This window comes from Singulisphaera acidiphila DSM 18658, from assembly GCF_000242455.2.
Classification (GTDB): domain Bacteria; phylum Planctomycetota; class Planctomycetia; order Isosphaerales; family Isosphaeraceae; genus Singulisphaera; species Singulisphaera acidiphila.
In genome coordinates this window covers 7,058,215-7,084,996 of the sequence record NC_019892.1, presented here as the reverse complement: position 1 = coordinate 7,084,996, position 26,782 = coordinate 7,058,215, and the positions used below count along the sequence as shown (strand labels likewise).

Annotated in this window: 25 protein-coding genes and 1 tRNA gene; 15 read left to right on the top strand and 11 right to left on the bottom strand. The window is 60.9% G+C overall.

Translation table 11 applies throughout. The features are described from left to right. Positions 1-130: 130 nt before the first annotated feature. From xylA to SINAC_RS27785, 3 genes are all read right to left on the bottom strand, one after another. Positions 131-1,444, bottom strand: coding sequence for a xylose isomerase (gene xylA, locus SINAC_RS27795; RefSeq protein WP_015248897.1), 1,314 nt, complete (start codon positions 1,442-1,444; stop codon positions 131-133). A 194-nt stretch (positions 1,445-1,638) separates the two neighbouring features. Continuing rightward, positions 1,639-2,877, bottom strand: a complete 1,239-nt coding sequence (locus tag SINAC_RS27790) for an FG-GAP repeat domain-containing protein (RefSeq protein WP_015248896.1) — start codon at positions 2,875-2,877, stop codon at positions 1,639-1,641. Positions 2,878-2,936: 59 nt separating this feature from the next. After that, complete coding sequence (locus SINAC_RS27785; protein ID WP_015248895.1) at positions 2,937-3,254, bottom strand: hypothetical protein; 318 nt, start codon at positions 3,252-3,254, stop codon at positions 2,937-2,939. A gap of 310 nt (positions 3,255-3,564) precedes the next feature. Here SINAC_RS27785 and SINAC_RS27780 point away from each other — a divergent pair, with 310 nt between their 5' ends. Then, positions 3,565-4,257, top strand: coding sequence for a 3-keto-disaccharide hydrolase (locus SINAC_RS27780; RefSeq protein ID WP_015248894.1), 693 nt, complete (start codon positions 3,565-3,567; stop codon positions 4,255-4,257). Positions 4,258-4,322: 65 nt separating this feature from the next. Here the strand turns inward: SINAC_RS27780 and SINAC_RS27775 are convergent, their stop codons facing one another. Further along, positions 4,323-4,685, bottom strand: coding sequence for a rhodanese-like domain-containing protein (locus tag SINAC_RS27775; RefSeq protein WP_015248893.1), 363 nt, complete (start codon positions 4,683-4,685; stop codon positions 4,323-4,325). A 418-nt stretch (positions 4,686-5,103) separates the two neighbouring features. Here SINAC_RS27775 and SINAC_RS27770 point away from each other — a divergent pair, with 418 nt between their 5' ends. The 4 genes from SINAC_RS27770 (at position 5,104) to SINAC_RS27755 (ending at position 8,526) form a co-directional block, all read left to right on the top strand. Continuing rightward, a complete protein-coding gene (locus SINAC_RS27770) occupies positions 5,104-6,024 on the top strand; it encodes an NAD(P)-dependent oxidoreductase (protein WP_015248892.1) in 921 nt (306 codons plus the stop codon). Between the two features lie 57 nt (positions 6,025-6,081). Next, positions 6,082-6,543, top strand: coding sequence for a response regulator (locus tag SINAC_RS27765; protein ID WP_015248891.1), 462 nt, complete (start codon positions 6,082-6,084; stop codon positions 6,541-6,543). 408 nt (positions 6,544-6,951) lie between these two features. Then, on the top strand, positions 6,952-7,236 hold the full coding sequence (locus SINAC_RS27760; RefSeq protein WP_015248890.1) for a YbeD family protein: 285 nt from the start codon (positions 6,952-6,954) through the stop codon (positions 7,234-7,236). Positions 7,237-7,395: 159 nt separating this feature from the next. Continuing rightward, the gene (locus SINAC_RS27755; protein WP_015248889.1) at positions 7,396-8,526 is read left to right on the top strand and encodes a Sua5/YciO/YrdC/YwlC family protein; all 1,131 of its coding nucleotides are present in this window, start codon (positions 7,396-7,398) and stop codon (positions 8,524-8,526) included. 90 nt (positions 8,527-8,616) lie between these two features. Here the strand turns inward: SINAC_RS27755 and SINAC_RS27750 are convergent, their stop codons facing one another. The 3 genes from SINAC_RS27750 to SINAC_RS27740 form a co-directional block, all read right to left on the bottom strand. Further along, entirely contained in the window at positions 8,617-9,204 is a 588-nt protein-coding gene (locus SINAC_RS27750) for a TetR family transcriptional regulator (protein ID WP_015248888.1), read from the bottom strand. Between the two features lie 18 nt (positions 9,205-9,222). Beyond that, a complete protein-coding gene (locus tag SINAC_RS27745) occupies positions 9,223-10,107 on the bottom strand; it encodes an aldo/keto reductase family oxidoreductase (protein WP_015248887.1) in 885 nt (294 codons plus the stop codon). Between the two features lie 343 nt (positions 10,108-10,450). After that, positions 10,451-12,169 carry a serine/threonine-protein kinase gene (locus SINAC_RS27740; protein WP_015248886.1) on the bottom strand — a complete coding sequence of 573 codons (1,719 nt, stop codon included), beginning with the start codon at positions 12,167-12,169 and terminating at the stop codon, positions 10,451-10,453. Positions 12,170-12,441: 272 nt separating this feature from the next. Between SINAC_RS27740 and SINAC_RS27735 the strand changes: the two genes are divergently transcribed. The 7 genes from SINAC_RS27735 to SINAC_RS27705 all read left to right on the top strand — a co-directional run bounded on the left by SINAC_RS27735 (position 12,442) and on the right by SINAC_RS27705 (position 20,785). After that, positions 12,442-13,092 carry an RNA polymerase sigma factor gene (locus tag SINAC_RS27735; protein WP_015248885.1) on the top strand — a complete coding sequence of 217 codons (651 nt, stop codon included), beginning with the start codon at positions 12,442-12,444 and terminating at the stop codon, positions 13,090-13,092. A 240-nt stretch (positions 13,093-13,332) separates the two neighbouring features. After that, positions 13,333-14,337, top strand: coding sequence for a DUF1559 family PulG-like putative transporter (locus tag SINAC_RS27730; RefSeq protein WP_015248884.1), 1,005 nt, complete (start codon positions 13,333-13,335; stop codon positions 14,335-14,337). 118 nt (positions 14,338-14,455) lie between these two features. Then, positions 14,456-14,941: a carboxypeptidase regulatory-like domain-containing protein gene (locus SINAC_RS27725; protein ID WP_015248883.1), complete on the top strand. Its 486-nt coding sequence runs from the start codon at positions 14,456-14,458 to the stop codon at positions 14,939-14,941. A 155-nt stretch (positions 14,942-15,096) separates the two neighbouring features. After that, complete coding sequence (locus SINAC_RS27720) at positions 15,097-15,585, top strand: carboxypeptidase-like regulatory domain-containing protein (protein ID WP_020467511.1); 489 nt, start codon at positions 15,097-15,099, stop codon at positions 15,583-15,585. A gap of 64 nt (positions 15,586-15,649) precedes the next feature. Next, complete coding sequence (locus tag SINAC_RS27715; RefSeq protein ID WP_015248881.1) at positions 15,650-18,088, top strand: DUF1553 domain-containing protein; 2,439 nt, start codon at positions 15,650-15,652, stop codon at positions 18,086-18,088. A 4-nt stretch (positions 18,089-18,092) separates the two neighbouring features. Then, complete coding sequence (locus tag SINAC_RS27710) at positions 18,093-19,550, top strand: DUF1501 domain-containing protein (RefSeq protein ID WP_015248880.1); 1,458 nt, start codon at positions 18,093-18,095, stop codon at positions 19,548-19,550. A gap of 581 nt (positions 19,551-20,131) precedes the next feature. Then, positions 20,132-20,785: a response regulator gene (locus tag SINAC_RS27705; RefSeq protein WP_015248878.1), complete on the top strand. Its 654-nt coding sequence runs from the start codon at positions 20,132-20,134 to the stop codon at positions 20,783-20,785. A 106-nt stretch (positions 20,786-20,891) separates the two neighbouring features. On the opposite strand, the gene SINAC_RS27700 is transcribed toward SINAC_RS27705, so the two are convergent. Both SINAC_RS27700 and SINAC_RS40250 read right to left on the bottom strand, forming a co-directional pair. After that, positions 20,892-21,377 carry a VOC family protein gene (locus SINAC_RS27700; RefSeq protein WP_015248877.1) on the bottom strand — a complete coding sequence of 162 codons (486 nt, stop codon included), beginning with the start codon at positions 21,375-21,377 and terminating at the stop codon, positions 20,892-20,894. Positions 21,378-21,877: 500 nt separating this feature from the next. Further along, positions 21,878-21,954, bottom strand: a tRNA-Ser gene (locus SINAC_RS40250). Between the two features lie 297 nt (positions 21,955-22,251). Here SINAC_RS40250 and SINAC_RS27695 point away from each other — a divergent pair. From SINAC_RS27695 to SINAC_RS27685, 3 genes are all read left to right on the top strand, one after another. Beyond that, positions 22,252-22,527 (top strand): hypothetical protein, encoded by a 276-nt coding sequence (locus tag SINAC_RS27695; RefSeq protein ID WP_015248876.1) that lies wholly within the window; start codon positions 22,252-22,254, stop codon positions 22,525-22,527. Positions 22,528-22,628: 101 nt separating this feature from the next. Further along, positions 22,629-22,835 (top strand): hypothetical protein, encoded by a 207-nt coding sequence (locus SINAC_RS27690; RefSeq protein ID WP_015248875.1) that lies wholly within the window; start codon positions 22,629-22,631, stop codon positions 22,833-22,835. An 80-nt stretch (positions 22,836-22,915) separates the two neighbouring features. Further along, positions 22,916-24,292: an IS4 family transposase gene (locus SINAC_RS27685; protein WP_015248874.1), complete on the top strand. Its 1,377-nt coding sequence runs from the start codon at positions 22,916-22,918 to the stop codon at positions 24,290-24,292. A gap of 269 nt (positions 24,293-24,561) precedes the next feature. Here the strand turns inward: SINAC_RS27685 and SINAC_RS27680 are convergent, their stop codons facing one another. Both SINAC_RS27680 and SINAC_RS27675 read right to left on the bottom strand, forming a co-directional pair. Continuing rightward, entirely contained in the window at positions 24,562-25,260 is a 699-nt protein-coding gene (locus SINAC_RS27680; protein ID WP_237722774.1) for a DUF362 domain-containing protein, read from the bottom strand. Between the two features lie 312 nt (positions 25,261-25,572). Further along, complete coding sequence (locus tag SINAC_RS27675; RefSeq protein WP_015248873.1) at positions 25,573-26,454, bottom strand: hypothetical protein; 882 nt, start codon at positions 26,452-26,454, stop codon at positions 25,573-25,575. Positions 26,455-26,782: the final 328 nt, after the last annotated feature.

The window sequence follows — 26,782 nt, the reverse complement described above, 5'->3', positions numbered from 1 at the left end:
CACTCACGCCGACCCACCGGTCAGAACGTGAGTGGGTCGTACGCGAGGGAATCAGCGGCCATTTCCGGCTTGGAGGGTCGGCTTCAGCCTGCCTTGGGTATCGAAGTGAGACAGGCCAAAGCGTACAGTGCTAAATAAACTCGTTGATCAGATTCTCGAGCATCTCTTGCCGGCCGCTTGCGTTCTTATTGGCCTCTCCCTTGGGGAGGATGTAGGCTTCGAGTTCGGTCAACGTGGCGTTGCCCGACTCGATCCGACGGCCGAGTTCACTGTCCCAGCTCCGGTAGCGTTCAGTGACGAACGACGAGAGCCGGCCGTCGGCGATGATCGCATGAGCAACCTTGAGGCCGCGTGCGAAGGCGTCCATCCCACCGATGTGTGCGTGGAAGAGGTCGATCGGCTCAAAGCTCTCGCGGCGAACCTTGGCGTCGAAGTTCACGCCACCGGTGGTGAACCCGCCCATTCCGAGGATGCAGAGCATGCACTGAGTGGTCAGGTAGATGCTGGTCGGGAACTGGTCGGTGTCCCAGCCCAGCAAGGGGTCGCCGGTATTGGCGTCGATTGAGCCGAGGGCGCCCGCACCGATAGCCGCCTCGAGCTCGTGCATCATCTCGTGGCCGGCCAGGGTGGCGTGGTTGGACTCGAGGTTGAGCTTGAAGTGCGGCAGCAGGTCGTAGGTCCGCAGGAAGTTGAGGCAGGCCGCGGTGTCGGAGTCGTACTGATGCTTGGTCGGCTCTTTCGGCTTGGGCTCGATGTAGAAGGTCCCGGTGAAGCCGATCTGCTTCTTGTAGTCGACCGCCAGGTGGAGGAACCGGGCCAGGTGGTCGAGCTCCCGCTTCATGTCCGTGTTGAGGAGCGTGGAGTAACCCTCACGCCCTCCCCAGAAGGTGTAACCCCCACCACCCAAATCGTGGGTGACTTCCATCGCCTTCTTGACCTGAGCCCCGGCGTAAGCGAAGGCATCAAGGTTCGGACTCGTCGCCGCACCGTGCATGTAGCGAGGGTTGCTGAACAGGTTGGCTGTTCCCCAGAGCAGCTTAACACCTGTACGAGCCTGTTCATCCTTGAAAACCTTGACAACCTCGTCGAGGTTGGCGTGGCTCTCTCGGAGCGTTTTCCCTTCAGGGGCGACGTCCCGATCGTGGAACGCGTAAAACGGAGCACCCAGTTTCTCAAAAAACTCAAACGCCGCGCGGGCCTTACGCTGGGCATTCGGCACCGAGTTGCTGCCGTCATCCCAGGGGCGAACCGCGGTCCCCGCACCAAACGGGTCGGAGAGCGGATTGCTGAACGTGTGCCAGTAGACTACCGAGAATCGAAGATGCTCCTTCAGCGTCTTGTCGCCGATGACCTCGTCCGGATTGTAATGCTTGAATTCCAGAGGGTTCCGAGAGGTCGGGCCCCCGTACACGATCTTGGGAACTTCCGGGAAGAACTCGGACATCGGCTGGTCTCACCCAACGTTTGGTGGTCTGAAGAGTGTCAACTCAGGACAACAGGATAATGTAGAGAGGTTTAGTGGCTCGAACAAGCCCCCGCCCCGTGGGTTCTCCGGAACGCGGATCGTCTCTCGCATTCCGGAGAACGGGATCGGGGACGTGCCGTGCGACCACCGTTAACCCGTATGATCAGGGGCGATCAACGGCTCAGGAACCCCTTCGTCTCGCCTCGGGCGGAGGACTTCGAGCTACCGAGATTCTCCAGAAGATAGAGACCGCTCTTGCCGGGGCAGATCAGGTCAATATCGCCATCGTGGTCGATGTCGATGGCGGTCATTTGCAGACCGGTTCCGATCGTGCCCGCCGGAAAATCTTTCAAGGCGTCGCGCTTGGGTCCTTCCGGAGCGTTCTTGGCGGCTTCCCCCTGGAAGAGGATGTGCTTGACCCAGGCCTTCTTCTTGGGATCGAAATCGTAAGAGGCGACGACAGAGCCGTCGGTCGCGCCAGGCTCGATTTCATGGGCATAGACGCGTTTGCCGGTAATGAGTTCCTCACGGCCGTCGCCATTCAGATCGGCCCAGAGGAGTGTGTGAACCGAGGCGATCGATCGATCGATCTCGTGCTTCTCCCAGGTTCGCTCGCCGTTCGCCCCTTTCCCCTGCTTCATCCAGTAGAGACCGTAGTCATGGCCGACGCCGTAGACCAGGTCCGAGAGTCCGTCGCCGTCGACGTCACGCGCGAAGATCTGGATCCCGGTAGCGCCAAGGTTCCATTCCGGATGCCAGACCCAGGTCTCCGCCTTGGGGTCGGCAGGCCCTTCGAACCAGCCCTTGGGGGTGAGCAGATCGACCCGGCCGTCGCCGTTGACATCGCCCGAGCCGACGCCGTGGCCGGCCGCCTCGGTTCCAAAGTCGTGTTTCTTCCAGACCGGCTTCGCGGCTGCCTGCTCGAGTTCATACCAGACGACCCGGGTGGTCACGTTGGGCAAAACGTCCGGCTTACCGTCGCCGTTCAGGTCGACGAGGACCGCCGCTTCGCTGGTGCCGGGCAGATCAATTTCGTGATAGGTCCATTCCTTCCCCTTGGCACCGGGGTTCTCGACCCACCCGACGTTCTTTGAAAAATAGGCGCAGGACACGAAATCGATCTTCTTGTCGCCGTTCACGTCGAGCGGCAGGGTCGCGAACTCGTTGTAATACGTTCCCTGTCGAGCGACGTCGCGGACTTTGGAAGGTGTCCAGCTTGGTGCCTGGTACCAGGTGTCTCCCGAGACGATGTCCAGCTGCCCGTCGCCATCGACGTCGAAGACCCCCGCCGACTCGAAGCCGCTCTTACCATTGATCGTATGCGTCTTGAACGTTGGCTCCTCGGCGATGGCGGCGGCGGTCATCAGGGAAACGCACGCGACGAGGGTGGGAATAGAACGGGCCATGGGCATCAAACGCTCTCCTCAAGGGGAATTCCAGTCAAGGGTCGAAGCCTCGGAATTGACCTCAATCAATCGTCGTCTTCGTCGGTCTGATCATCCGGGTCGTCGTGATGAACTTCAAATCCCAAGGCCTGAGCCGCCGCCTCGATCACGAGGGTGGCCGGTCCCGGGTCGGGGTCGTTCAACTCAAAATTAATCGCCTCGACGCGCAGACCGTCGAGGACGGCGTAACCTCGCAACCGCAACGAGCCGATTTCCAGCCAGGAAACCCCCGTCGACTCGCGCGAGACCTCGACACGGCCGGCGAGGGTCGAGAGTTGAGCCACCCAGTCGTCAAGGGTTTTCGGCGGAGTTTGCCAGGCAGGAATGGCGAGCAACTCGATCATGTCCAGTCTCAAACCAAAATAAAGGGGGACGGCAGGAATTCATCGGCCGGAATCGAAGCGGCTTTGCCTCTGCACTCCGCGTTCGTAACAAAGATAGGAGCCGATCACAAGCGATGACCCCTCGAATCGATCGCTTTCGCCCGTCGCCAAAGGCGCTGTCCCGTCCCGGCTTCCCGTCTCCAGAGTCATCGAAAACCATCCGAGTCACACGGAGTTGTTGGGGAGTCGATTTCTTACCCAAGTGCTCTCGGCTAGACTCCCTCCTAAATACCCATTTGCCCCGCCTCGCTTCATTCGACAGGAAATCCGAATGCCTCGAGACTTCCGCCTCCGAATGATCCTTTTCGTCGTTGGTGCGACCCTGTCTCTGGCACTGGCCGCGCCTGCGCCCGAGCCAACTTCCAGCGCCCTTGCGCAAGACCCGCAAGGGTGGCTCGACCTGCTCGACGGCGCCGGGACGGAACTCAAAGGCTGGACGCGCAGCCCCATTCCCCCCGATGGCAAGCTCGACGCTGATTCCCAGTGGAAGTTTGACCCGCGCACGGGAATCCTGACCTGTGAAGGCACAGGCGGCCACGACTGGGTGCGCTGGGATCGGGAGTTGAGTGACTTCATCTACCACGTGGAATGGCGATTCACGCCGGTGACCTCAGGCAAGAAGGCGTACAACTCGGGGATCTACGCGCGAAACTCGGCCGACGCCAAGATCTGGCACCAGGCCCAGACCGGTGACGCCAAAGGGGGGTACATTTTCGGCGAGACGCCGGTTCACGGTAAAATCGCGCGGGTCAACTTTTCCAAGCAGGTGCGTGATAGCCGGGTGAAGCCCGCCGGGGAGTGGAATACGTTCGAGATCACCTGCAAAGGGAAGGACATGAGCCTCTGGGTCAATGGAGCCGTGACCCTCGACTGGCATGATTGCGAAGTGCCAACGGGCTTCGTCGGTCTCGAAGCGGAGCGATACCGAATCGAGTTCCGCCACGTGAAGCTCAAACCGCTTTGAGGACCAGGCAGCCCGGCGATCTTCCACCGACCGGGCCGGCTAAAGTGGATTGCAAAGGCTTGCGTTCAATAGCGCGGAAGATCCGGGTCGACGTCAGTCGACCAGGCGTCGATCCCGCCTTCGAGGTTGACCAGTCCCGCCAGCCCTTGATGCACCAGCCAACTTGCAGCCTGCCTGGATCGCACTCCCAGGTGGCAGTAAACAACCAGGGGAGACTCCCCTTTCGTCACCTTGATCTCCTCGAGACGGGCGGGAATCTCTCCCATCGGCACGTGTAAGTCTCGAGCCGTCGGGGGGATGGGGATCGCGCAGAAAGCACGCTCGACCGGCTCGCGAACGTCGAGGATCACCAGCGGCTCGCCGCGATCGAAATGCTGCTTGAGTTCCTCGGCCGTCATCCGAGCAATGTCTGACGTGGGGTTGGGCATTGGGTGTGTCCGATTCGTTTCACGACGCAGCAGATATCGCGACACCGAGTTCGTCTCGGCGTCCGCTCAAGAAGAAGCCGATGGCTCTCTCCCTATCGAACCGTCGATGGTATCAGAACGAGAGGAAGCTTGGTCCCATAATTCATGATCGGTGGACTGACGAGGCTTCGAGGTACGGTCGGCCCGACAGCGGTCAAAGGAACAAGAACTCAATGACAAATGCCCTCGATTTTACATTTCCCTGTGGTGAGGAGCATGGCCGTTGAGGACAACCGGCGCAAGACATGTCGAAGGGGCGCGAGAACAGGCGTTCCAACCGAGTATCCATCTATCATCGAAATCGGTCGTTTGGTAGGGTTTGAGGCGGCGGAGAAGTCTGGCGACATCAGGAAACGACTTAACTGTACGGGGTTAGACGATGGCACTGGAGATCGCACCAGGGAAGACACGAATCGGCTGGATCGGAACCGGAGTGATGGGCTCGTCGATGTGCGGGCACCTCTTGGCGGCGGGTTACCAGTCCACGGTTTACAACCGGAGCCGGTCGAAGTCAAAGCCGCTGGTGGATCGAGGCGCGATCGAGGCCGATTCGCCCAAGAAGGTCGCCGAGTCCTCCGACATCGTCTTCACGATCGTCGGGTTCCCCGCCGACGTTCGGGAGGTCACCCTCGGAGCGGAGGGGACTTTGGCCGGTTCTCGGGCAGGCTCGGTACTGGTCGACATGACGACCAGCGAGCCGGCACTGGCACGCGAGATCTTCGAAGCGGCCAAGGCGAAAGGGGTCGACACGGTCGATGCTCCCGTCTCGGGAGGAGACATCGGCGCACGCGAAGCCCGGCTCTCGATCATGATCGGCGGCGAGAAAGCGGTCGTCGAACGGCTCGATCCCCTGTTCCAACTCATGGGGAAAACGATCGTTCACCAAGGCCCCGCCGGAGCTGGCCAGCATACGAAGATGGTCAATCAAATCCTGATCGCAACAAACATGATCGGGGTCTGCGAGGCCTTACTCTACGGCTACAAAGCGGGGCTTGACCTGAATCAGGTCATGCAGAGCGTCGGCAGTGGTGCGGCCGGTTCGTGGAGCCTGAACAACCTCGGCCCCCGGATGATCGCGGGGAACTTCGAGCCTGGGTTCTTCGTCGAGCACTTTTTGAAGGACATGGGAATCGCCCTGGCCGAATCCCGTCGGATGAATCTGGCGCTCCCCGGACTCGCCCTGGCCGAACAACTCTACCGCGCCGTGGCGGCTCAGGGCCTGGGGCGAAAGGGAACTCATGCCCTCTTGTTGGCGCTGGCCCAACTTTCGAACGTCGATTGGAAGAAGTCGTCACCGTGATGAGGCCTTCCCTTTTTTTCTTGCGATCGACGCCGTGAAAAAAGGAGTGACGAATCCGTGAGCACTCCCGAAGCCGGCGACTTTCCCAAGCCGAAACCTGAACGAATCTTATTGGTCGAGGACAATGACGCAGTAGGCCAAGGGCTCTCAAGGTTTCTGATTGCGATGGGCTACGAGGTCCACATCGTCATCGACGGCGCCTCGGCCTTGGAGTTCCTGCGAACGAGTCCCCCCCCCGACTTCGTCCTCACCGATTTACGACTTCCCGACCTCGACGGTCGGGAGGTCGCCCTGACCGCCCGCCAGCTAGTCCCGCCGCCCCGAATCGCTCTCATCACCGGATGGGATCTCGAACGCGACCTGCATGACAGAGCGTCGTGGGGAATTGATTGGATCTTTACCAAGCCCTTAAATGTCGACGAACTCCTCTCGAAACTACGCGAGGGATCCAAGGGGCCCGTCCCCCCCAAGGTTCAGCCGCTGTCACCGAGTTATGAAGGCGGCGAGGGAATACCTTGAGCCTTGCGGGTGAGTCGGGTATGATGTCGAGCTTTGACGAACTATTGAAAAAGGTTCGGTCGATAAGTGGTCCGCCGAAGCCCCTGAGGAGAACGCATGGCCAGCCGCCGTCGAGGGAAAGGTCGCCGCAAAGTCGGACGGAAGAAGCGCCGCATGCGCAGCAGGATCCGGCACCGAAAGAAATAGGCTCATCCTGATCCACCCTGCGTTCGCACTTTTGCAGCGTGGACGGATGAAGACGCCCAGAAAACAACCTCGCCCCGGCGGGCTTTCGAGCCTGGCGGGGTTTTTTCGTTTGCGCTCCACCGGCGGCCGACCCACAATTTCGCGTTGGCGAAGGTGACCTCGGGCCGTAGGATTGAGGAGACGAATTATGACCACCCGAGATCCGGGTGAAGGAGCTGCCTCATGGATACGCGCCCATCGCTCGACTTGTTGGAATCCACCCATTTTTTTCCGGGTGTCTACCGGATCAAGGCTATCGGGCTCACCGATGAAAACTTCGAAGCCCGCGTCCTTGAGGCCGTCGTCCTGCAATTGGCAAGTGCGTCCGAACTCGATTACACGAGCCGGACGACTCCAGGGGGGCGTCACGTCGCCGTCACCATGGATGTCACAGTGCAAAACGCCCAACAGGTACGGGAAATCTATGCCTCGCTCGGTGAACTCAAAGGATTGACCTTACTTTTCTGATCTGATCGGTAGGCCACGTCTCATCACAGTTTTCGCGTCCAAGGCCTGGGTTGATCTGGTCGCAACCGCGCCCATCGAGTAGCCTGGGGCCAGGTTATAAGACCGCGAGTCATCCCCCGAAAGGGACTCGCTCCCGTCACTCAAGAGCCACCCGAAACGATGACCGAGTCGTCCTCGCAGCCGGAGCGGATTGATCTGGCGCAGGCCGACGATCGGCGCGACGTCGTGCATCGCGCCGTGGCGTGCCTGGCGCAGGGGGGGCTCGTCGGCCTCTCGACTGAGACCGTCTACGGCGTCGCCGCCAGCGCCTTGCAGCCTGACGCGGTGGCCCGGCTCCGCCAGATCAAGGGCTTTGATGAGCCGGCCCCACTCACACTCCTTCTGAAGGGTCCGGTCGAAGTCGCCGACTGGGTCCCCGGCCTGAGCGCCCTCGGCTGGCGACTTGCGCGCAGAGCATGGCCAGGGCCAATCACCCTGATTTTTCCGGATGCTGACTCGCGCGGCCTGGCCCTTAGGCTTCCCGCAAGCGTCCGGCCACTCATTTTCCCCGATGGCGCGGTCGCGCTTCGCGCGCCGGCTCAACCCTTTATTCGCGAAATCCTCCGGCTTCTCCCCGCCCCATTGGTCATTACCCGGGGCGTTGGGCCCGACGGCCGGGTTGCGACGACCGTCAACGACCTCGACGATATCACCGGACTCTCCCTGATTCTGGACGACGGCCCGACCCGACTGGGCAATGTCTCGACGTCGGTCTCTGTGGAGGGTGATCACTACCGAGTCGTCCGCCCCGGGGTTGTCGACGCATCGTACCTGACCCGAATGGCAGGGACGATCCTCATGTTCATCTGCACGGGCAATACCTGCCGTAGTCCGATGGCCGAGGCGCTCTGCAAAGTCCTCCTATCCCAGCGCCTTGGATGCGCCATCAACGACCTCGAAGAGCGTGGGTTCGTTGTGCTTTCAGCAGGGATCGCGACCTCAAACGGAATGCCCGCCGCCGCTCACGCCGTCGAAGTCGTCCGTGCCCGTGGCGGTTCGCTCCAACACCATGCAAGCCGCCAGTTGACCCCCGATATGATTCGCCACGCCGACTACCTGGTCACCATGACCAACGACCACCTTGAGGCCCTTCTCGATCAGGTCCCCGAGTGCGCTCCCCATGCCCGCCTGCTCCACCCTCACGGTGACGACGTCGCCGATCCGGTCGGTGCCGATCGCGAGACCTACCAGCGAACCGCTCGAATGATCGAGGCTTACCTGGTTCAATTGCTCGACGATCTCGGATTGTGATAACGCTATTGGATATGATAGTTCCTTGAAAGCGTAAGGGATCAATCGGCTCGGGGCCGATCACGAATGCCTTTGAGTGCTTGGACCGTTTTAACCCGGGCACAGCCCGTCCATCAGAAGTTGCCACACGTCGTTGAAGGCCGCGTCGATAGCCGGGTCGCCCCACTCGGCGGCATGGGCAGGATGATGGAATTTAGACGTGGCGACCAGCACTGCCCGGCCCATGGCCACAGGATCGACAGTGCGAAACGTGCCGTCTTTCACCCCAGAACCGATGACCGTTGCGACCAGATTGATCATCTCATCGACATGGGCGGCGACGACGGACTTAGCATCGGCAGCAAGGGCCCGGTAGGCTGTGAACAGTTCAGAGTCATCGGCAGCCCGTCGGCGTTTGACGGCGATCAGGGCGTCGACCAGCTTCCGTAACCGCTGCGGTGCCGGGCCCGGCTGGGCAACGATAGCCCTTAACGGAGGCATGGTCGCCTCGACCCACTGGCCGACGACCAGGTCCCTCAATTCTGCCTTGCTGGACACATGCTTATAGACGGCCGTGTGGCTCACCCCCAATGTCCGAGCCACATCCACGACGGTCGCCTTGGACGGGCCGAATCGACGGATAACGTCTTCGGCCGCAGCAAGAATACGATCGCGGGTGAGCGGGACGTCGGGGGGCATATGGAACTCTCGATTGCTTCAGTGCCTTGCAGCGGCGCCGATCCCTTCCAACTCGGCCAACGTTTCCGAGTCCAGGTTCAACTGGGCAGCGGCCAGGTTCTCGCGGAGGTGGCCCCTCGACGACGTTCCGGGGATCAACAGGATGTTGGGCGACCGATGCAGCAGCCATGCCAACGCGACCTGCATCGGCGCAGCCCTGAGCCGTTCCGCAACGGAAGACAGGGTGGACGACTGCAGCGGAGTGAACCCACCGAGCGGGAAAAAGGGGACGTAGGCAATGCCCTGCCGGGCCAGGTCGCCGATCAAAACGTCGTCGTGGCGGTGGGCCAGATTGTAGTTGTTCTGCACACACACAACGTCGGTGATTCCTTGCGCCTCGGCGACTTGAGCGGCCGTGACATTGCTCAGGCCGATGTGGCGGATGAACCCCTGTGCCTTGAGGTCGGCCAGAACCGAGACCTGCTCGGCGATGGAACCCTCCTCGGAGCCATGTCCTGATCCCATGAAGCGGTAGTTGACGACATCTAGCGCTTCCAGACCCAGGTTGCGGAGATTGTCGTGGACGCCTTGCTTCAGTTCCTCGGGAGAGATCGCCGGCTGCCAAGACTTGTCGGGAGGGCGGCGTCCCCCAAGCTTGGTGACGATCACCAGTTCCTTGGGGTACGGGTGAAGGGCCTGCCGGATGATCTGGTTGGTGACGTGCGGGCCATAGAAGTCGCTGGTGTCGATGTGGTCGACATCGGACTCAATGGCCTCGCGGAGGACGGCAACGGCCTCATCCAGGTCCTTGGGCGGCCCCCAGATGCCGGGGCCGGATATTTGCATCGCGCCGTAGCCCATCCGATGGACCGTCAATGCCGTGCCGGGGAACGTGAACTGACCACCGAGCTTGGCTTCGTTCATGGTCTTGCTCCTATTTGGGGCGGACAGGAACAAGTGTAGGCGGGCAAGTTTCAGAAGTCAAAATTTGAAACTCGAAACTTGTTGTGGGCGGGCGAACAGAGAAAGGAGGGGCGCAGTCCACTATTCGGGAGATCGGTTTGTGAATTCCTGCCACCCCTGGACGTCCTTGCCGCCGAAGATCATCCGCTTCACATCCAGGCAAGTGCGACCTGAAAGTGCTGTTTGGTTCATGACTTAGGGTGTAATCGCCCTGCCCCCCTCCCCTCCATTCGCATCGCGATATCGATGTGGTTGGCTTCGGGCTTCTCTCTGAAGCGAAACGACGGCGAGAGGGAAATGGGTCTTACCGAGGAGTCAGAGTCACGGTACGTAGGTCGAACAGAGCGCCGTGGAGCTTGCCCGCCGGACGGATCTCAAGTCGATGGACTCCGGCCGAGAGCGTCAACTCTCCGACGGGGAACGATTCAAATTTCGACCAGTCGCCCGTGCTCATGGGCTCGCTACGAAGGGTCATGCCACCGACGTCGATCTGGAAGACGTTTCCCTTCAGGCGGTTGGCATTGGAGTAGTCGAGGGCGAGGGTAAACCTTGAGGGACGATCGATTAGGAAGGTCCATACGGCGCGGTCGTTGGCCAAATGCCAGTACCCGATGTTGCCGTACCGGGCCTCGATGACCACATCTTCGCCGTAGAGGGCAGCCGCGAAGGCTCGCAATCGGACCGAACCATCATCGCTCTGCAATATGAGCACGGGTTGGTTGCCGACCATCGCACTCGGTTCGGCGAGTGTCGCGTTCTTGAGGTCGGCGTCAAATTTGCGTCGGATCGCATCATGGCGTCGCTGAAAGAGACCGAGAGTGGCGAACCAGAGGATCGTGGCTGCGAGGAGACCAATGCTGAGAGGGTGGCGTCTCGTCCAGAGAAAGCTCCGCTCAAACCAGCCAGTTGGACGAGCCAGGATCGGTTCGCCAGCAAGGAATCGGCCGAGGTCGTCAGCCAAGGACCTGGCGTCGAGGTAGCGTTTGGCGGGTTCTTTGCGGAGGCATTTCAGAACCAGGGTCTCAAGATCGCAAGACAGGTTCGGTTGCAGTTGCTTGGGAGAGCGCGGTTCCTGTTCACGAAGCTGGTTGAGCATCTCGAGAGAGGTGGCGGGGTGATACGGAGTCAGGCCGGTGAGTAGCTCGTAGAAGAGAACGCCCAGGCTGTAGATGTCGGTCGCCGGTCCAACAGCCTCGACACTTCCGCTGGCTTGTTCGGGGGCCATGTAACGTGGTGTACCGACGATGTCGCCATCCTTGCCCCAACCATCGGCCGACTTCATCCATTTGGCCACGCCGAAGTCGGTAATCTTGGGCACCCCCTCCGAGGTGATCAGGATGTTGGAAGGTTTCAGGTCGCAGTGCACGATCCCCTGCCGGTGGGCGTAGTCGACAGCCAATGCCAGCGTCCGGAGCAGTTCAGCCGCCTGCCGAGACGGCTGGGGGCGTCCTGCAATCTTCCGGTCGAGGGCCCCCCCTTCGACAAACTCGAGCGCCAGGAACGGCTGCCCCTCGTGATGTCCAAGCTCAAAGATCTGGACGATGTTGGGGTGCTGGAGCTGGGCGACCGCCTTGGCCTCGATCTGGAATAGCGCTGAGACCTGGCTCGACCGCCCCGCAATCATCTTCAGTGCCACGACGCGGTCAAGCTTTAGGTGGCGCGCCTTGTAGACGACCCCCATGCTGCCAGTCCCAAGCGGGAGTTCGTCGACCAAGTAATCCGAGAGAATCGGGTGGGCTTGCACGGTCGCCCCACCCTCCGATTCTTGCCGGGGCGCCGAGCGGTAATCCGGGCCATCGTGGCCCTCGGTTGCCCCCGTCTCCCTCGCAGGGCCGCTCGCCCGGGCGATCCGCCGAAGGTTATCAATAAAAGGGTCGGTACGCGCTTCCAGAAGCCGCGCTTTCATTTCACAATGGGGACAGAATTCCTGGTGCTCCCGAACGGAGTCGAGGACTTCCTCCGCGAGGTCTCCAAGGCTGAAGGCAACCAGAACTTGATCAGACGGGCAAGTGTTAAGTCTCACTTACGTCTTCCCTCCGACCGCTTACGCCAGTAGATTTGGATTAGACAGAAAGGCAGGTGTGGCGTCCAGTAACGAGCGGGCAGAATCGCTTGTGCATTACCGACTTGGGTATGATTGCAATCCCAAGGAAATCATTCCTTGTGATCCTAATTACCTTTCGACTCTTGAAGTCATCAATCGGTGGAGGGCACACCACCGGAAAGGTGGTCTCTCAAAGAGAAAGACGGAGTGTGGTGCCGTTCCGATAGGGCCTGCGAAGGATCTGATTGATCATGCGCCATTTGCCCCCACCAAACCACCCGACCTCCGGCAATGACGGGATGACGTCCACCTCACTCACGCTACTCGAACGGATCAAGGTTCACGACGGGGACGCCTGGCTCCGGCTGGTGACTCTCTACACGCCGCTCCTGCGTTACTGGTTCCGTCGCTGGGGAGTTGCCTTCGATGATGTCGACGACCTTATCCAAGAGGTTTATCAGGCAGTCTCCCACGGCCTGAAAGACTTTCGACGCGAGCGCGAGGGGGATTCTTTCCGGGCCTGGCTCCGGGGTATCGCCCGCAACAAGGCGCTCATCCTCTTCCGGAACCGGAGGGCATCTCGAGGGTTGGGAGGGACCGACTTCTACCGACGCTCGCTGCTCATCCCGGATCGGGGTTACCCTCTCGTCTCCGACGAAGAGGAAGGCCAATTGGTCAACTCGCTCTACCACGACGCCCTCAAGCTCGTCCGTGATGAGTTTGAGGGACGGAGCTGGCAGGCGTTCTGGCGAATGACCGTGGAAGGCCAAGCGTCGGCAGATATCGCCAAGGACCTTGGCATGACGTCGGCCGCCGTCCGCCAGGCCAAATCACGCGTTTTGCGTCGCCTAAAAGATTTCCTCGGCGAACTCCCCAAGCATCAGGCCCGGATCTCTCCCTGACTTGTCAGACGGAGTTGGGTATCGGGTCACTTCCCGCCCCCAGGCGACAAAGTGGTGTCACACTCGCGCAATTCCTTCATGAGAAGATCAGGTTGCCGAGTCTCACTCTTCCAATCACCGCTCTGGTGAATTGGGCGTCTCCCTGCGCACCTCGGATTGAAACCTGCCTTTGAGAGTTCGCATGCCTGCCTCTCCCTGCATGTCCATTCCGCCCCACGGAACATTGACGAGAGGATCCCCATGCACAGACGATCCGCATTCACATTGATCGAACTTCTGGTCGTGATCGCCATCATTGCCGTACTCATTGCCCTCCTCTTACCGGCCGTCCAGGCCGCGCGTGAGGCCGCGCGCCGAGCTCAATGCGTCAACAATATGAAGCAGATCGGTCTTGCGATGCACAACTACCATGACATCAACAACGCGTTGCCACCGGCCAAAATTCGCTCGGGGAGTTGCACAACACAGTATCCGGCCTCGAACGGGTTACCGGCCGGTTGGGTCTTGAACACCACCGCGTTTACCATGATCCTGGCTCAACTCGAGCAGACGACGCTCTTCAATGCGTACAACTTCAGCCATGCGTCATCGGCTGCGGCCTGGACCGGGGGCAATTCGACGGTGGCGGGTGGAAACGCATCAGCCAACACCACGGTCGTCGGCACGCTGGTCTCCGCCTTCGCTTGCCCCTCGGACCTCCCGCCCCGAGTGATCGACGATCAACCCACAACCGCGACTTGGCCCTACTCAAGGCACAAGGCGCGTGAGAGCAGCTACGCGCTAATGTCGGCCGAATATACGGACTATAGCTGCCCGCAGGAATTCGGGGCGAACCCGCCCGGCCGCGGGATGTTCTTCAACGACATCGCGACGGCCGTGGCGCAAGTCCGGGACGGCCTAAGCAACACCTCCATGGTGAGTGAGATTCGCCAAGAGACCTTCGACGAACCGAATTTCGGCCCTTATTGGGGTTCAGGGACGCATACTTCGACCCACTGCTGGGTCGTTCCGCCGACAAGTGCCTATGCCTCCATGACCACCCCGAACGCCCCGTGGGGCCTCTACGGCCCGAACCCCAAGAAACTGAGCTATGCCTGGATCACAAGCAGCTTGCATCCCGGCGGGGTCAATCAGACGATGGGCGACGGCAGCGTTCGATTCATCAAAAATACGATCAATGTCTATACTTGGTATTCGCTTGTGACGATTGCGGGAGGCGAAGTCATTAGCGCGGATGCATACTGATCGGAAGATCAAGGATGAGGACCGTCCCCTGGCCGGAACGGGCCAGGGGACCTCATTCTCATCAGGACATTCCCACCGTACTCGTCCAACCATTAATAGAACATGTTTGAGGTATACCATGCGAATCGTTGCTCGATCTCCGGTCATTATGGCCTGCATCGCCCTGGGGACGATTACCGCCGGATGTGGAGACGCGAGCGGCCCCCGACTGGCACCAGTTGAGGGGGCTGTCACGCTCAATGGCAAGCCACTGGAAGAGGCCACTGTCTCCTTTGTCCCTGATCCGTCGAACAGAGAGGTCACACCCGGCCTCGGGGTCTCGGGAGAAGATGGGACCTTCAAGGTACAACACAACGGTCGATTTGGACTCGCATTGGGCAAATACAAGGTCCTGATCAGCAAAACAGGGAGCGCAAAACCGGGGGTGACCGTTCCCGAGGCGTTCGCCAATGATCCAATTCAGCAGAGGATGATGGGCATTCGCAAGGAAACCCTGCCCAAGAAGTACTCCGACCCCGCAACATCCACCGAGATTGTTGAGGTCAAGGACGGAAAGAACCGCTACGATTTCGACTTGGACACAAAGGTGGCTGTGAAGAAATGATGTGGGGGAAAGAATTCGGACACGCCTATCCCTTTGGCTTTGAACGGAGATGGATAACCTTGAATCGTTGTCGCGTTCTTTCTGTCATTCTTCTGGTCACATGGTCCGGTTGTTCACATTCCGAGGAGGACGATCGGTCCGATGGTCCTCCTCGGGTGCCCGTCATCGGGACCGTTCGGCTGGATGGTCAACCTCTGTCAGGCGCTGTGGTCGTCTTCCTGCCCGTCGATGAACTCGGCAAGGTGGCGCAGTCCGACACGGATGAGGACGGCAAGTATGCGTTGAGGTTCGCGGGGTTCCCCGGTGGAACAACGCCGGGCAAATATCGTGTCGGGATCAGCTACCTGATCTCTCGAAAGGGAGAGCCCATCGGAGTCTCGGGGCGTGGTTCCTTACCCCCTAATCCTGAAGTTGCCCATGCCAAGGAGTTAGTCGCGCCGCGGTACAGCGACCTCGGGAGGACCGAGCTCACAGCAGTCGTGTCACCTGAGGGCGGAACGTTCGACTTCGACTTGAAGGGACCACTCCTCCCCGCACCCACGGCGGAGTCCGAAGGGGAAAGCACCTCCGCTTCCACAGAACGGGACCTGCCTCCGCCTCCCTCCACTCTCACCCCTGAATCGTCGACAACCCCTGAAGGGTAAACCTCTTATTTTTCACGGGAACGATTTCGTCATTTCGCCCATGCCGACCCGTACGGAGAGGCGAATGGCCACTCTTCGCAATCTCTTTGACCTGGCGGTTTCTGCCATGCGAGCGTTGTTTCCGTGGCCTCGAGGGACGGAGTTGATTGTCGGCCCGGTGGTGCTGGTGGCCTGGATCCTGATCGGTGCCTTCGCCACTGCCGGAGAGTTCCCCACGCGGGCGATCGACTTCAACCGAGAGATCCGGCCGATCCTCTCCAACGCATGCTTCCAATGCCACGGCCCCGATGTCAACAAGCGGAAGGGCGTCAACCGACCGTTTCGGATCGACACTGAGGAGGGGGCGTTTGCCGACCTTGGTGGTTATACGGCCGTCGTCCGCGGCAAACCGGACGAGAGCGAACTGATCGCGCGGATCGTCTCCGACGATTCGTCGGAGGTCATGCCTCCGGCTAAGAACGGCAAGAAGCTTTCGAGGAAGGACATCGAGCTCCTGTCCGAGTGGGTGCGTCAAGGGGCTCCCTATGCCAAGCACTGGTCGCTAATCCCGCCGAGCCGACCGCCGATACCCGAGGTCGTGGCGACATCTTGGCCCCGAGGCGCAATCGATCGACTCTTGCTGGCACGTCTCGAAGCTGAGGGAATCGCACCTTCTCCCGAGGCGGATCGAGGCCTCCTCATTCGCCGACTCTCATTCGATCTGATCGGACTGCCTCCGACCCCCGAGGAAGTTGACATATTCCAAACCGATCGGCGGCCCGATGCCTACGAGCGTTTGGTCGAGCGACTGCTCGCCTCGCCCCACTTCGGCGAGCGGATGGCAGTCGGTTGGCTCGACCTGGTGCGCTATGCCGACACGGTCGGCTATCACAGCGACGTCGAACGTTCCATCTCCCCCTACCGTGACTATGTGATCCGGGCATTCAACGAGAACCTCCCGTTCGACCGGTTCACGATTGAGCAGCTCGCCGGCGACCTGCTCCCGGATCCGACCGTGGCGCAGCGGGTTGCCTCGGGCTATAACATGTTGGGCCTGACGACCGAAGAGGGGGGCGCCCAGCCCAAAGAGTACCTGGCCCGATATGCTGCGGATCGGGTCAGGAACGTGGGATCGGTCTGGATGGGAGCGACTCTCGGCTGCTGCGAATGCCACGACCATAAATACGACCCGTATTCGGCCCGTGACTTCTATGCCTTCGCCGCCCTCTTCGCCGATCTCCAGCAAGAGGGAGTCGGCACCCCCAAACCCACCCTGAGCTTGGCGACCCCGGAACAGGCACGAGAGACCGCAACTCTCGACGCCCGGCTCATTGGGTTGCAAGAGGCCGTCGCAGCCTCTCCCCGAGGGCCGACCGAGTTTGCGGAAGAACTGGAAGAGCTCAAACTCGCCAGGAGTCAGCTTGAGCAGACAATCCGCAAAACGATTGTCGCCATCTCGGGCCCGCCACGACTGACCCGCGTCCTCCGCCGAGGCGACTGGATGGATGAGACGGGCGAGGTCGTCGAGCCTGCCGTTCCGCATTCGCTGAAACCGCTTGACGTTCCCCGAGCCCGCCGCGCTTCGCGGCTCGACCTGGCGCATTGGCTCATCTCCCCGGACCATCCTCAGACCTCTCGCGTCGTCGTGAACCGGCTCTGGAAGCGTTATTTCGGGACCGGGTTGTCGGACTCGCTCGATGACCTCGGCTCCCAGGGCGAATGGCCCACCCATCCCGAGTTGCTCGAATGGCTGGCCGTCGAATTCCAGCAGAGCGGCTGGGACGTCAAACAGATGGTCCGGTTGATGGTCACGTCATCGGCCTACCGCCAGTCATCACATCCTCGAGAAAACCTGGCCGCAATCGATCCGGCGAATCGGCTTTACGCCAGACAGGCGTCCTTCCGGCTGGAAGCGGAAGCGATCCGCGACAATGCCCTGGCCGTCAGCGGCCTGTTGGTCAGCGCGATCGGCGGGGAAAGCGTCCGCCCCTACCAACCGGCCGGTTACTGGCGGTTCCTCAATTTCCCGACCCGGTCGTACGTGCCAAGCGCAGGGGCCGGCCAGTACCGCCGAGGCCTCTATACCCACTGGCAGCGCACGTTGCTCCACCCCGGTCTCATCGCCCTCGACGCCCCCAGCCGCGAGGCCTGTACCGCGAGTCGGCCAATCTCCAACACCCCGCAGGCCGCCCTGACACTCCTGAATGACCCGAGTTACGTCGAGGCTGCCCGAGTACTGGCCGAGCGTGTGTTGACCGAAGGGGGGACAGACGATGGCACCCGCCTGAACTGGCTCTGGAGGCTCGTCCTCTGCCGCCCGCCGGCGGGTCGCGAACAGTCAATCGCTTCGGCATTATTAGAACAACATCGGGGCGAGTACCGGGCCGATCCAAGTTCCGCATCGCGATTGCTGGGCGTAGGCCAAAAGACCGTCGATTCACGCCACGACCGAGCCGAGTTGGCCGCCTGGACCTCGGTCACCCGCGCAATCCTGAACCTCGACGAGACGATGACGAGGGACTGAACCGATGACCGCATTCGATCCGACAATTGGGCTCCACGCTCGGCGAGCGTTCCTCGCTCGGGCCTCGGTCGGGCTAGGGTCGGTCGCCCTCGCTTCGCTGCTGAACCCAAAACTGCTGGCTGAACCAGTCGGCAAGGACGTTGGCTCACGGCAACCGGGGGGAGTCGTCAACCCGTTCCACATCCCGCCTCGGGCAAAGCGCGTCATCTTCCTGTACATGTCGGGCGGACCGTCGCAGTTTGAGACCTTTGATCACAAACCGAAGCTCGCTACGCTCGACGGCCAGCCGATGCCCGAGTCGTTCACCAAGGGGCAGCCAATCGCACAGCTCCAGGGCCAGGAGTTGAAGGTTCTTCGACCCCTGGCCAAGTTCAAAAGGCACGGTCAATCCGGCCAAGAGATCAGCGACTTCTTTCCCGAGATCGCTCGACATGCGGACGACCTGTGCATCATCCGCTCGATGCACACCGACCAGATCAATCACGACCCCGCGCACACGGTGATGAACACGGGCACGGCCATCCAAGGCAGGCCGAGCATGGGGTCCTGGGTCACCTACGGCCTGGGCAGCGAGAACGACGACCTCCCTGGTTTCGTGGTGATGACCTCGGATACGCCGGGGGGACGGCCCCCGCAACCGATCTCGACGCGCCAATGGCACAGCGGCTTCTTGCCTGGGCAACACCAGGGCATCGAATTTCGTCCGGGCGGCGAGCCTGTCTACTACCTCAACCGGCCCCCTGGAGTCAGTCCGGCCCGCCAGCGCGACGTGATCGATGCCGTCGTCGGCCTCAACCAACTCCGGGACCAAGCGACCCACCAGCTCGCGATCGAGGCCCGCATCCGTCAGTACGAGTTGGCGTTCCGGATGCAGGCCAGCGTCCCCGGGTTGATGGACCTTTCCGACGAGTCGACCGAGACTCTCGCGCTTTACGGAGTCGAAGGAACCGACGGCTCCTACGCCGCCAACTGCCTCCTGGCCCGCCGGTTGGCCGAGCGTGGAGTGAGATTCATCCAACTCTACCACCGCGACTGGGATCACCATGGTGACCTGTCCCACTATATGAGCTTGTGCTGTCGGGAAACCGACCGCGCCACCGCCGCACTCCTGACCGACCTGAAACGGCGGGGCCTGCTCGATGACACCCTGGTCATCTGGGGGGGTGAGTTCGGTCGCACACCGATGTTCCAAGGCAAAGGAAAGGAACCGGGCCGCGACCACCACATGCGTGCCTTTTCAATGTGGTTGGCCGGCGGCGGCGTCAAGCCGGGGATTACCCACGGCTCCACCGACGAGCTGGGCTATCGCACCGTCGAAGGCCACGTCCATGTCCACGATCTCCAGGCCACCCTCCTTCACCTGCTCGGCATCAACCACGAGCGCCTGACCTACCGCTATCAAGGCCGAGACTTCCGTCTCACCGACGTGGACGGGACGATCATCAATGAAATAACTGCATGAGCCAATTCAGAAACCATAGATTTTGTTCTTGCAGGATGGATACGGCCCACTCCTTGAATTTCGCTCCAGAATTTGACTTTTCTGCTCCCACACTCATTTGAATCTGCAAATTCAACTCACATCACCGAATGAGCTTACGATCTGCAAACCGCCACTCCGGGTCTGCCCAGAGCCCTCGGGAGAGCAGTCGTCGGTTCGCCGAGATCGCCGCATCGACGATTATCGCACCAGGCATCCATGCCCAAACCCAAGTGTTTGGTCTTGCCGTTGAGGGTGATCATCAACATTATCAATTGGGATTCGCCTTTGTTGCCCGCGCAAGGCTGGCTGGGGGCATTGCCGTATCGCTTTCTTGCGTCGGGCGAGTTGGAGGCGGAGACTAACAAGGGGGCAAAGCCATTCCATTCTCGAACACCAATCAACAACAATACAAAACCATGATTTACTGAATAAAAAGGGCGATATTTTCCGGTTTTTGTCTGAGGAGGTCATGCAAAGCTGGACTGTGGTGGTCGGACCCAATCCCCGTTTCCTCCGTGCGATTCCCATAAGCAATTGTAAATGCATCGGGAGATTTGTCTGTGTCCAAGATCCGTGTTGTCCTTGCCGATGACCACAATCTCCTCCGGGCCGGCATCCGCGCACTTCTCGAGGATTTGCCGGGAATCGAGGTCGTTGCCGAGGCTGCCGACGGTCGCGAGGCCTTGAGCCTGGTCGAGTTGCACCGGCCTGACATCATCCTGATGGACATCGCCATGCCAGGATTGAGCGGACTGGACGTAGCCGCGCGGCTCCAACGCGAACAGTCCACGGTCAAGGTCATCATCCTGACAATGCACAAAGACGAGGCTTACGTCCGCCGGGCCATCCTGGCAGGTGCATCAGGCTACTTGGTAAAAGACTCGGACACCGAGGAGCTCGGGCTGGCATTGCGAGCGGTGGCGCGGGGGGAGACTTATCTCAGTCCGGCCGTCTCCAAGCATTTGGTCGCCGACTACCGGAGACAGGCCGCCACGGAAACGGGCCTGACGGGAGGACTGACCCAGCGACAACTCGAAGTCCTACGTCAAGTGGCCGAGGGGAAGACAACCAAGGCGATCGCCCAAAACCTGGGCCTCAGTATCAAGACGGTCGAGTCACATCGCACTTTGCTGATGGAACGGCTGGGCATCCACGACGTTGCCGGCTTGGTCCGCTACGCCATCCGGGTAGGACTCATCACATCCGATGAGTAGGCCGCGTTACCCGGCGGCGGCTGCCGCCGTGACGGACACCACGAAACGGCCGTTTCTCGTGGGTATCCGTCACGGCGGGACTCAACGACTCCGTGCAAAACGGATCTTATTCCGGGCCGCAAGGTGACCCACCGAAGGCGGCGGCCATCCGCTCCTGCATTTGCTCGGGCGTGAGGTCTTCCAAGTGGGCGGCAATCGACCAGTGGTGCCCGAACGGGTCCACCAGCTTGCCATAGCGGTCCCCCCAGAACATGTCGGCCAGCGGCATGGTCACCGTTGCACCCGCCGCCACGGCTTGCTCAAACGCGGCATTCGCATCGGTCACGTAGAGGTGAATCGTCACGGGCGATGGTCCGCCAACCGGCCCCGTCGCGCCTTGACCGGGAAACTCATCCGCCAGGAATAGCCGCGAGTCGCCAATCCGCAACTCGGCGTGCCCGATCTTCACTTGTCCGTCCGGTCCAGGAAAGGGCATCCGGCCCAACTCCTTAGCACCGAAGGCTCGCTTGTAAAACGCGATGGCCTCGGATGCTCCCTTGACCACCAGGTGCGGCGTGATGGTGTGAAATCCTGTCGGAATCGGATGCGCCATGGTCCCCTCCCGTCAAAGAAAATGGTCCCGACCTTCTCTGTCCACCTGAGCAGGTCTTGGGTCGGTTTCGTGATTACAAACGAGAGATCGGATTTCTGTCGACGCTTGTACAGTAATTTTAAGCGACTGACGGGAATTTCGCATGACAGCATGCACGACATGGAGAGAATTTTCCCTCCTCAGGAAGAACAGAAGCTCTCAGCCACACTTCGCTGTATGCTGCGTGGAACCGTTCGAGCCCGATGATCGACGTCGTTGAGTGGCATCGGCAGGAAAATAGTCGCTGTCGGCCAACGCTTGGTCAAGCCGCTAAGCGAAGCCATGATAAGGGTTGTCGAGGCTGGCTACTCCGAAATTCCGAGACTACATGCTCGTTTGAGCACTATGCCCCGCATCTTTTCTTCATCTGCGATGAAACGACAGACCGGTTTTAAGGAACTCGTTTTTGGCACCCTCGAGCCAACAAAAAACCCCTGGCTTCCCAGGGGTTCATGTTTCAGTACACCCGGTAGGACTCGAACCTACAACCTTCGGTTCCGAAGACCAACTTTATAGCAAATCTAGATATCCACAGTGCGATTTAACAGCCGAATTGACAATAGGTTACGGAATGAAGAGGCAACGGGCAACCGCAAATAATACCATCAAAATCCCCCTGGAACAAGACGTAGAACGACATGGGCCGGCGTTTGCTTATGCGTTTTCCCGGGGTCGTTCGTCCTCCAAATTACGCTCTATTTTACCGAAACTCCTTTTTTGTTAACGTGGCATCATAAGTGGACTTGCATGCAGTTCGCCACGGCGCCGTTGCCGGTCTGCGACCAGTAAGAGAAAAGGGGCAGAGATTCCGCGAGGACGCGGGCGAGGGCGATCCATGTCGATGTTCATCACGGTGGACGGGGCAACTGTCGAACGGCTGACACGATCGAAGCCCGCGCGGCTCAATCTGAAACAGGTCCGCGCTCGACGCAACGAGGACTGGCGAGTCGACCATGAAGTGGGGCGATTCGACCCGGTGAGCAGCAGAACGGTGAAGCGGTCCGTGCGACTGATCGCCGAACTCGCCGGTGTCCCGGAACGGACCGTGAGGCACGGTATCGCCGAGGCTCGGCGAGTCCGGGAGGCGATCGCCGCCTATGCCGACTTCTGAACTACATCCCCGAACCAAGCCTCATCCTCCTCGGTTGTCAGCCCTGGCCGCCGCTCCGGTCTCCCGGCCGGGCATGTGCGGTCTGCGGATCCGGAGTCCGCGTGGGCGACGACTCGACTTATTGCGGGGTCTGCGACGGGCTCTCTCCGCGACGCGAAGCCCAGGTCCGGGCCGCCCGGATTGGCCTCCAGGCGAGGTGCCGGAGCGAAACCGCCGAGCAAGAGGCGCGGACCGAACTCCGGAAGAAGTCCTCCCTCACCGAGATGGAACGGCGACGGCTCTGGAATGGCTATCGCGGCAGGATCTGACCTTCCCCACGAATCGCTCACCATTACCCACAAGTTGGGTGCCGGCGATCTCTTTGCCTCTCCGGGTCGTAATCGAAGGGATGTGGTCAGAACACGAACTCCGCTCCGTGAACTTGGGTGATCGTCGCCTCAATCGTCGGCTCGCGGTCCTCGTCGAGTCCCTCGCGGCGAGGCCGGAGGCCAGTGTCCCTCAGGCGGCCGGCTCCTGGGCGGCTGCCAAGGCCGCGTACCGCTTCTGGGACAATGACCGGGTCTCTCCCGAGGCGATTCTGGCCGCCCATCGTGACAGCGTCTTCGCCCGTCTGCCCGAGAACGGCCCGGTCCTGGCCATCCAGGACACCACTGCGCTGGACTGGACGACTCACCCCGCGACTTCGGGATTGGGATACCGGGCGAACCGCCGCAAGGTCGGGCTGCTTGCTCACTCCGTCTTGGCGGCCGACCCCGAGGGCGTTCCCCTCGGCCTGCTGCATCAGCATGTTTGGGCCAGAGTCCCCGAGGAATTGGGGCATCGCGAGTTGCGGAACAAGTTGCCCACTAAGGCCAAGGAAACCCAACGATGGATCGACGCCTTGAACGCCACCGAGGCCGCATTGCCCCCGGACATGATCGTGGTGACTGTGGCCGATCGCGAGGCCGACTTCTATGATCTCTTCGCCACCACGCGGCGCGATGGATCTCATCTGCTGATCCGCGCCAAGCCTCGTCGCCGCGTCCGCCACGCCGAGAACCTCCTCGACCGAGCCTTGAGGACCGAGCCAGCCCGGGGGGCCTTCGATGTCGAGATCCCTCGGGGGCCTGGTCGCCCGGCGAGGGTTGCGAGCCTGACCGCTCGTTTCACGGCGGTTTCCCTGGCTCCACCATTGACTCGCCGCATCGGCGATCGCCTTCCCGATCTCCCCGTGACGGCAATCCTGGCCGAGGAAGCGTCCCCTCCGGAGGGGCAAGAGCCGATCCGCTGGTGGCTGCTGACAACCCTGCCGGTCACGACCTTGGCGGAGGCCGAGAGGATGGTGCTGTGGTATTCACGGCGCTGGCTGATTGAACGCTATCACTACGTGCTCAAGAGTGGTTGCCAGGTGGAGCGACTCCAGTTGGAGGATGCGTCTCGCCTCCGTCGCGCCCTGGCCACCTACACAGTGGTCGCCTGGCGATTGTTATGGCTGACATGCCGAGCCCGACAAGATCCCGAGGGTCCCTGTGACGCGATGATCCCCGGAACGTCTTGGCAGATCTTGCACCGAGTCGTCGAGCGATCCGAACCGCCGGAAAGGGCTCCCGGATGGAGAGCGGCCGTTCGCCAATTGGCCAGACTGGGTGGGTTCCTGGATCGCGCAGGCGATGGCGAGCCCGGCGTGACGACCCTCTGGCGCGGCCTCCGGCGACTGGACGACCTGATCCTGGGTTGGAATCTCGCCGAGCAAGCGTCGCGGGCCCGTCCCCCAACTTGTGGGTAATGGTAAGAACTTGTGGGTAATGGTAAGCGAATTGTGGGCGCTCGACTGGGCATTCCCGTAGCAATCGGACAAAAAAATAACGCTTTAAGGCGAGGAACTGCGACGGCTTCCCGATGGTCGTGCAGAAACGCGATGTGCCTGGATAAGTCGAAGGGCTGATGGCTCTCGATCCACACGTCGTCAACTGCCAGAACTGCTGTCCGCCGTCGTTCCTGGTCGCCAGGCAGGGTCCAATGGACGTTCCCGTTGTGAGAACCACGATCAAGTCATTATATTTTCTTTAGAGAACGATGCGCAGGAATATGGTCGAGTAGCGGGTAGTTTACGCGGACCGAGCCGATGGACTCGCCCCGCTGCTCGATCCACCGCTCGGCGATCGGTCCGAGAAAGGCCGAAGCCCGGTCAAGGTATTCGACAGACTCGGGGGCGATGCCCATCACCCTTGCACAGGTGGCGTCGACCGCCGTTGGATTCGTCCCCATGACGAGGACGTTCGACGGGATTGGGTCCCCCATAATCGGCCCGTCACCTCCCATGCCGAGAATCCCGTCAATGATCGCGAGGTGGGGACGGACCGTCGCATTGATGTCGAGGATCGACTCGAGCAACCCCTGCTCGTGGAGCACATTCTTTGGCCAACCGTAGTAGGCGCCCGGCATGAGCCCGAACAGGTTTTTCATCGACAAGGTGATTCCGGCCCAGTGGTGCGTCTTCATTTTGCCGAGCGATACGAGCAGGTCGGCTTCGAGAACGGTTCGCGGCAACATCAGGTGAGTCATCTTCGTCCAGTGGCCGCGGTTCGGCGTTGCGACGGCCGGGTCGAAGTTCAGGTCGAGGAATGGAGTGCGATTTTCCGCGAGGGGGAAGAGTAGCCCCGACTCCTCGAGGACGAAATACGGGTCGCGTACGTGCCCTGCCCCCTCGGCAACCGTGACCGACGCAGCCCCAAGGGAACGGAAAACCTGGATGGCCGCCAGGATGATGAGCGGGTGCGTGTTGACGTGCCCTGCGCCTCGGCTCGACGAGATTCGGTTTCAGAACGACTTTCTTTCCTTTGATTGACGAGGAAGTGACGCCCAACTCGATGAGTCCCCGCCGCAGCGCGTCTTCCACCCCCTCCTTGTAACCCGTGTTCTTGAGGATCACCACGGGTTCCGTCCGCGCTCTGCGGAACGACTCCCACGCCAGACCGGTAGCGCCGGCCGAGAGGGCGGCGGCTCCCATCAGCCTTCGTCGCGTGATCATGCCTCTCTTCGGGACGGGTAAGTTTTTCATCGAGATCACATCTTCTCTGTAAATATCCCGGCAAGTCCACTCTTGGCACGTCGGGCGAGGAGCAGTTGGGCGATGTATCGCAAGGGGTAGGGGCCAATCTTCACCTGCAAGGCGAGTGACTCGTCGAGCCAATCATTGGCGCGCTCTGGTCGCGAGTTCCACGATGCCAGACCCAAAATCGCCCACGCTAGCGCCGCTGGCGCCCTCATGGCAGTGGCAGTCGCTGCCAGGTAAGAGAGGCTCGCCTCTGCCTGACCGCGGTCGGCATGGAGTCGGAGCGCTGTGAGGGCATAACCGGTGTCCTCCGGCAAGGGCCTTGTGATGTTGCGAAAGATCCCCGTATTGCCGTAGTTCCAGCCGCCAGCGGGGAGTTGCCGATTGAGGAGTAGTGCGACGGCCTGACTGACTCGGACGTCATCGCGACGGCCCGCAGCGGCCAACGCCATGAGGTTGACGGCAGTCGGCTGGACCCAGGAGTGTGATCCACCAATCCAAGGCCAACCGTGCAGCGTCGTGTCATGTCCCACCGGATCGTCGAGTCTCGGCTGCCAGGTCGTGCCTGAAACATAGAGCAGGAACTTGGCCGCGTCGTGGCAGTCTTTCTCAAAGCCCTGCGCTCCAGACCACGCAAGAACGGCCCATCCCGTCGGCCAGTAGGTGGCGGCTTCCTTGGGGTCCACCAGGACCGCGCCGGTTGAATGATTCTGCCACCGCCTTAGAAGCTGCCTCGGCGCGACGAGACGTTGCTCTTCGAAGCCTTCTGCCTTCAGGGCCAGGATCGCGAGGGCGACCGACTCGGGAGTCAGGTCATGAGCGTCCCGACCGCTCTCCGTGATCCGCCGGGCCACGTATTCGGCGGCCCCGTCAAATCTCGTGAAATCGCGCATCAGGATCGGCCTCCTCGTGCGGCCGTCATCGACGGTCATTCTGTGTTGTGATCCACCAGGCACCCTGGCAACGAGTTGGGTAAGGATTGTTCCGAAGCCGAATGGGCATGAGACCATCACACCACGCCATCGCTTTTACATGCTCCCAATCTTCAAGTCCAGACGCCAAATTCTACACTAAATGATAACATTTTCATGTTTCATAAATAGGGGCCGCCAAACGGTGAAGGCCTGTGCTGACGGTCGCCCTTTCAGTGCTACAGAACCTCATATGCCAAACATTCCCCCGGGCTAGGTACGGTCACTCCTTCGGGGATGCACTTACCGA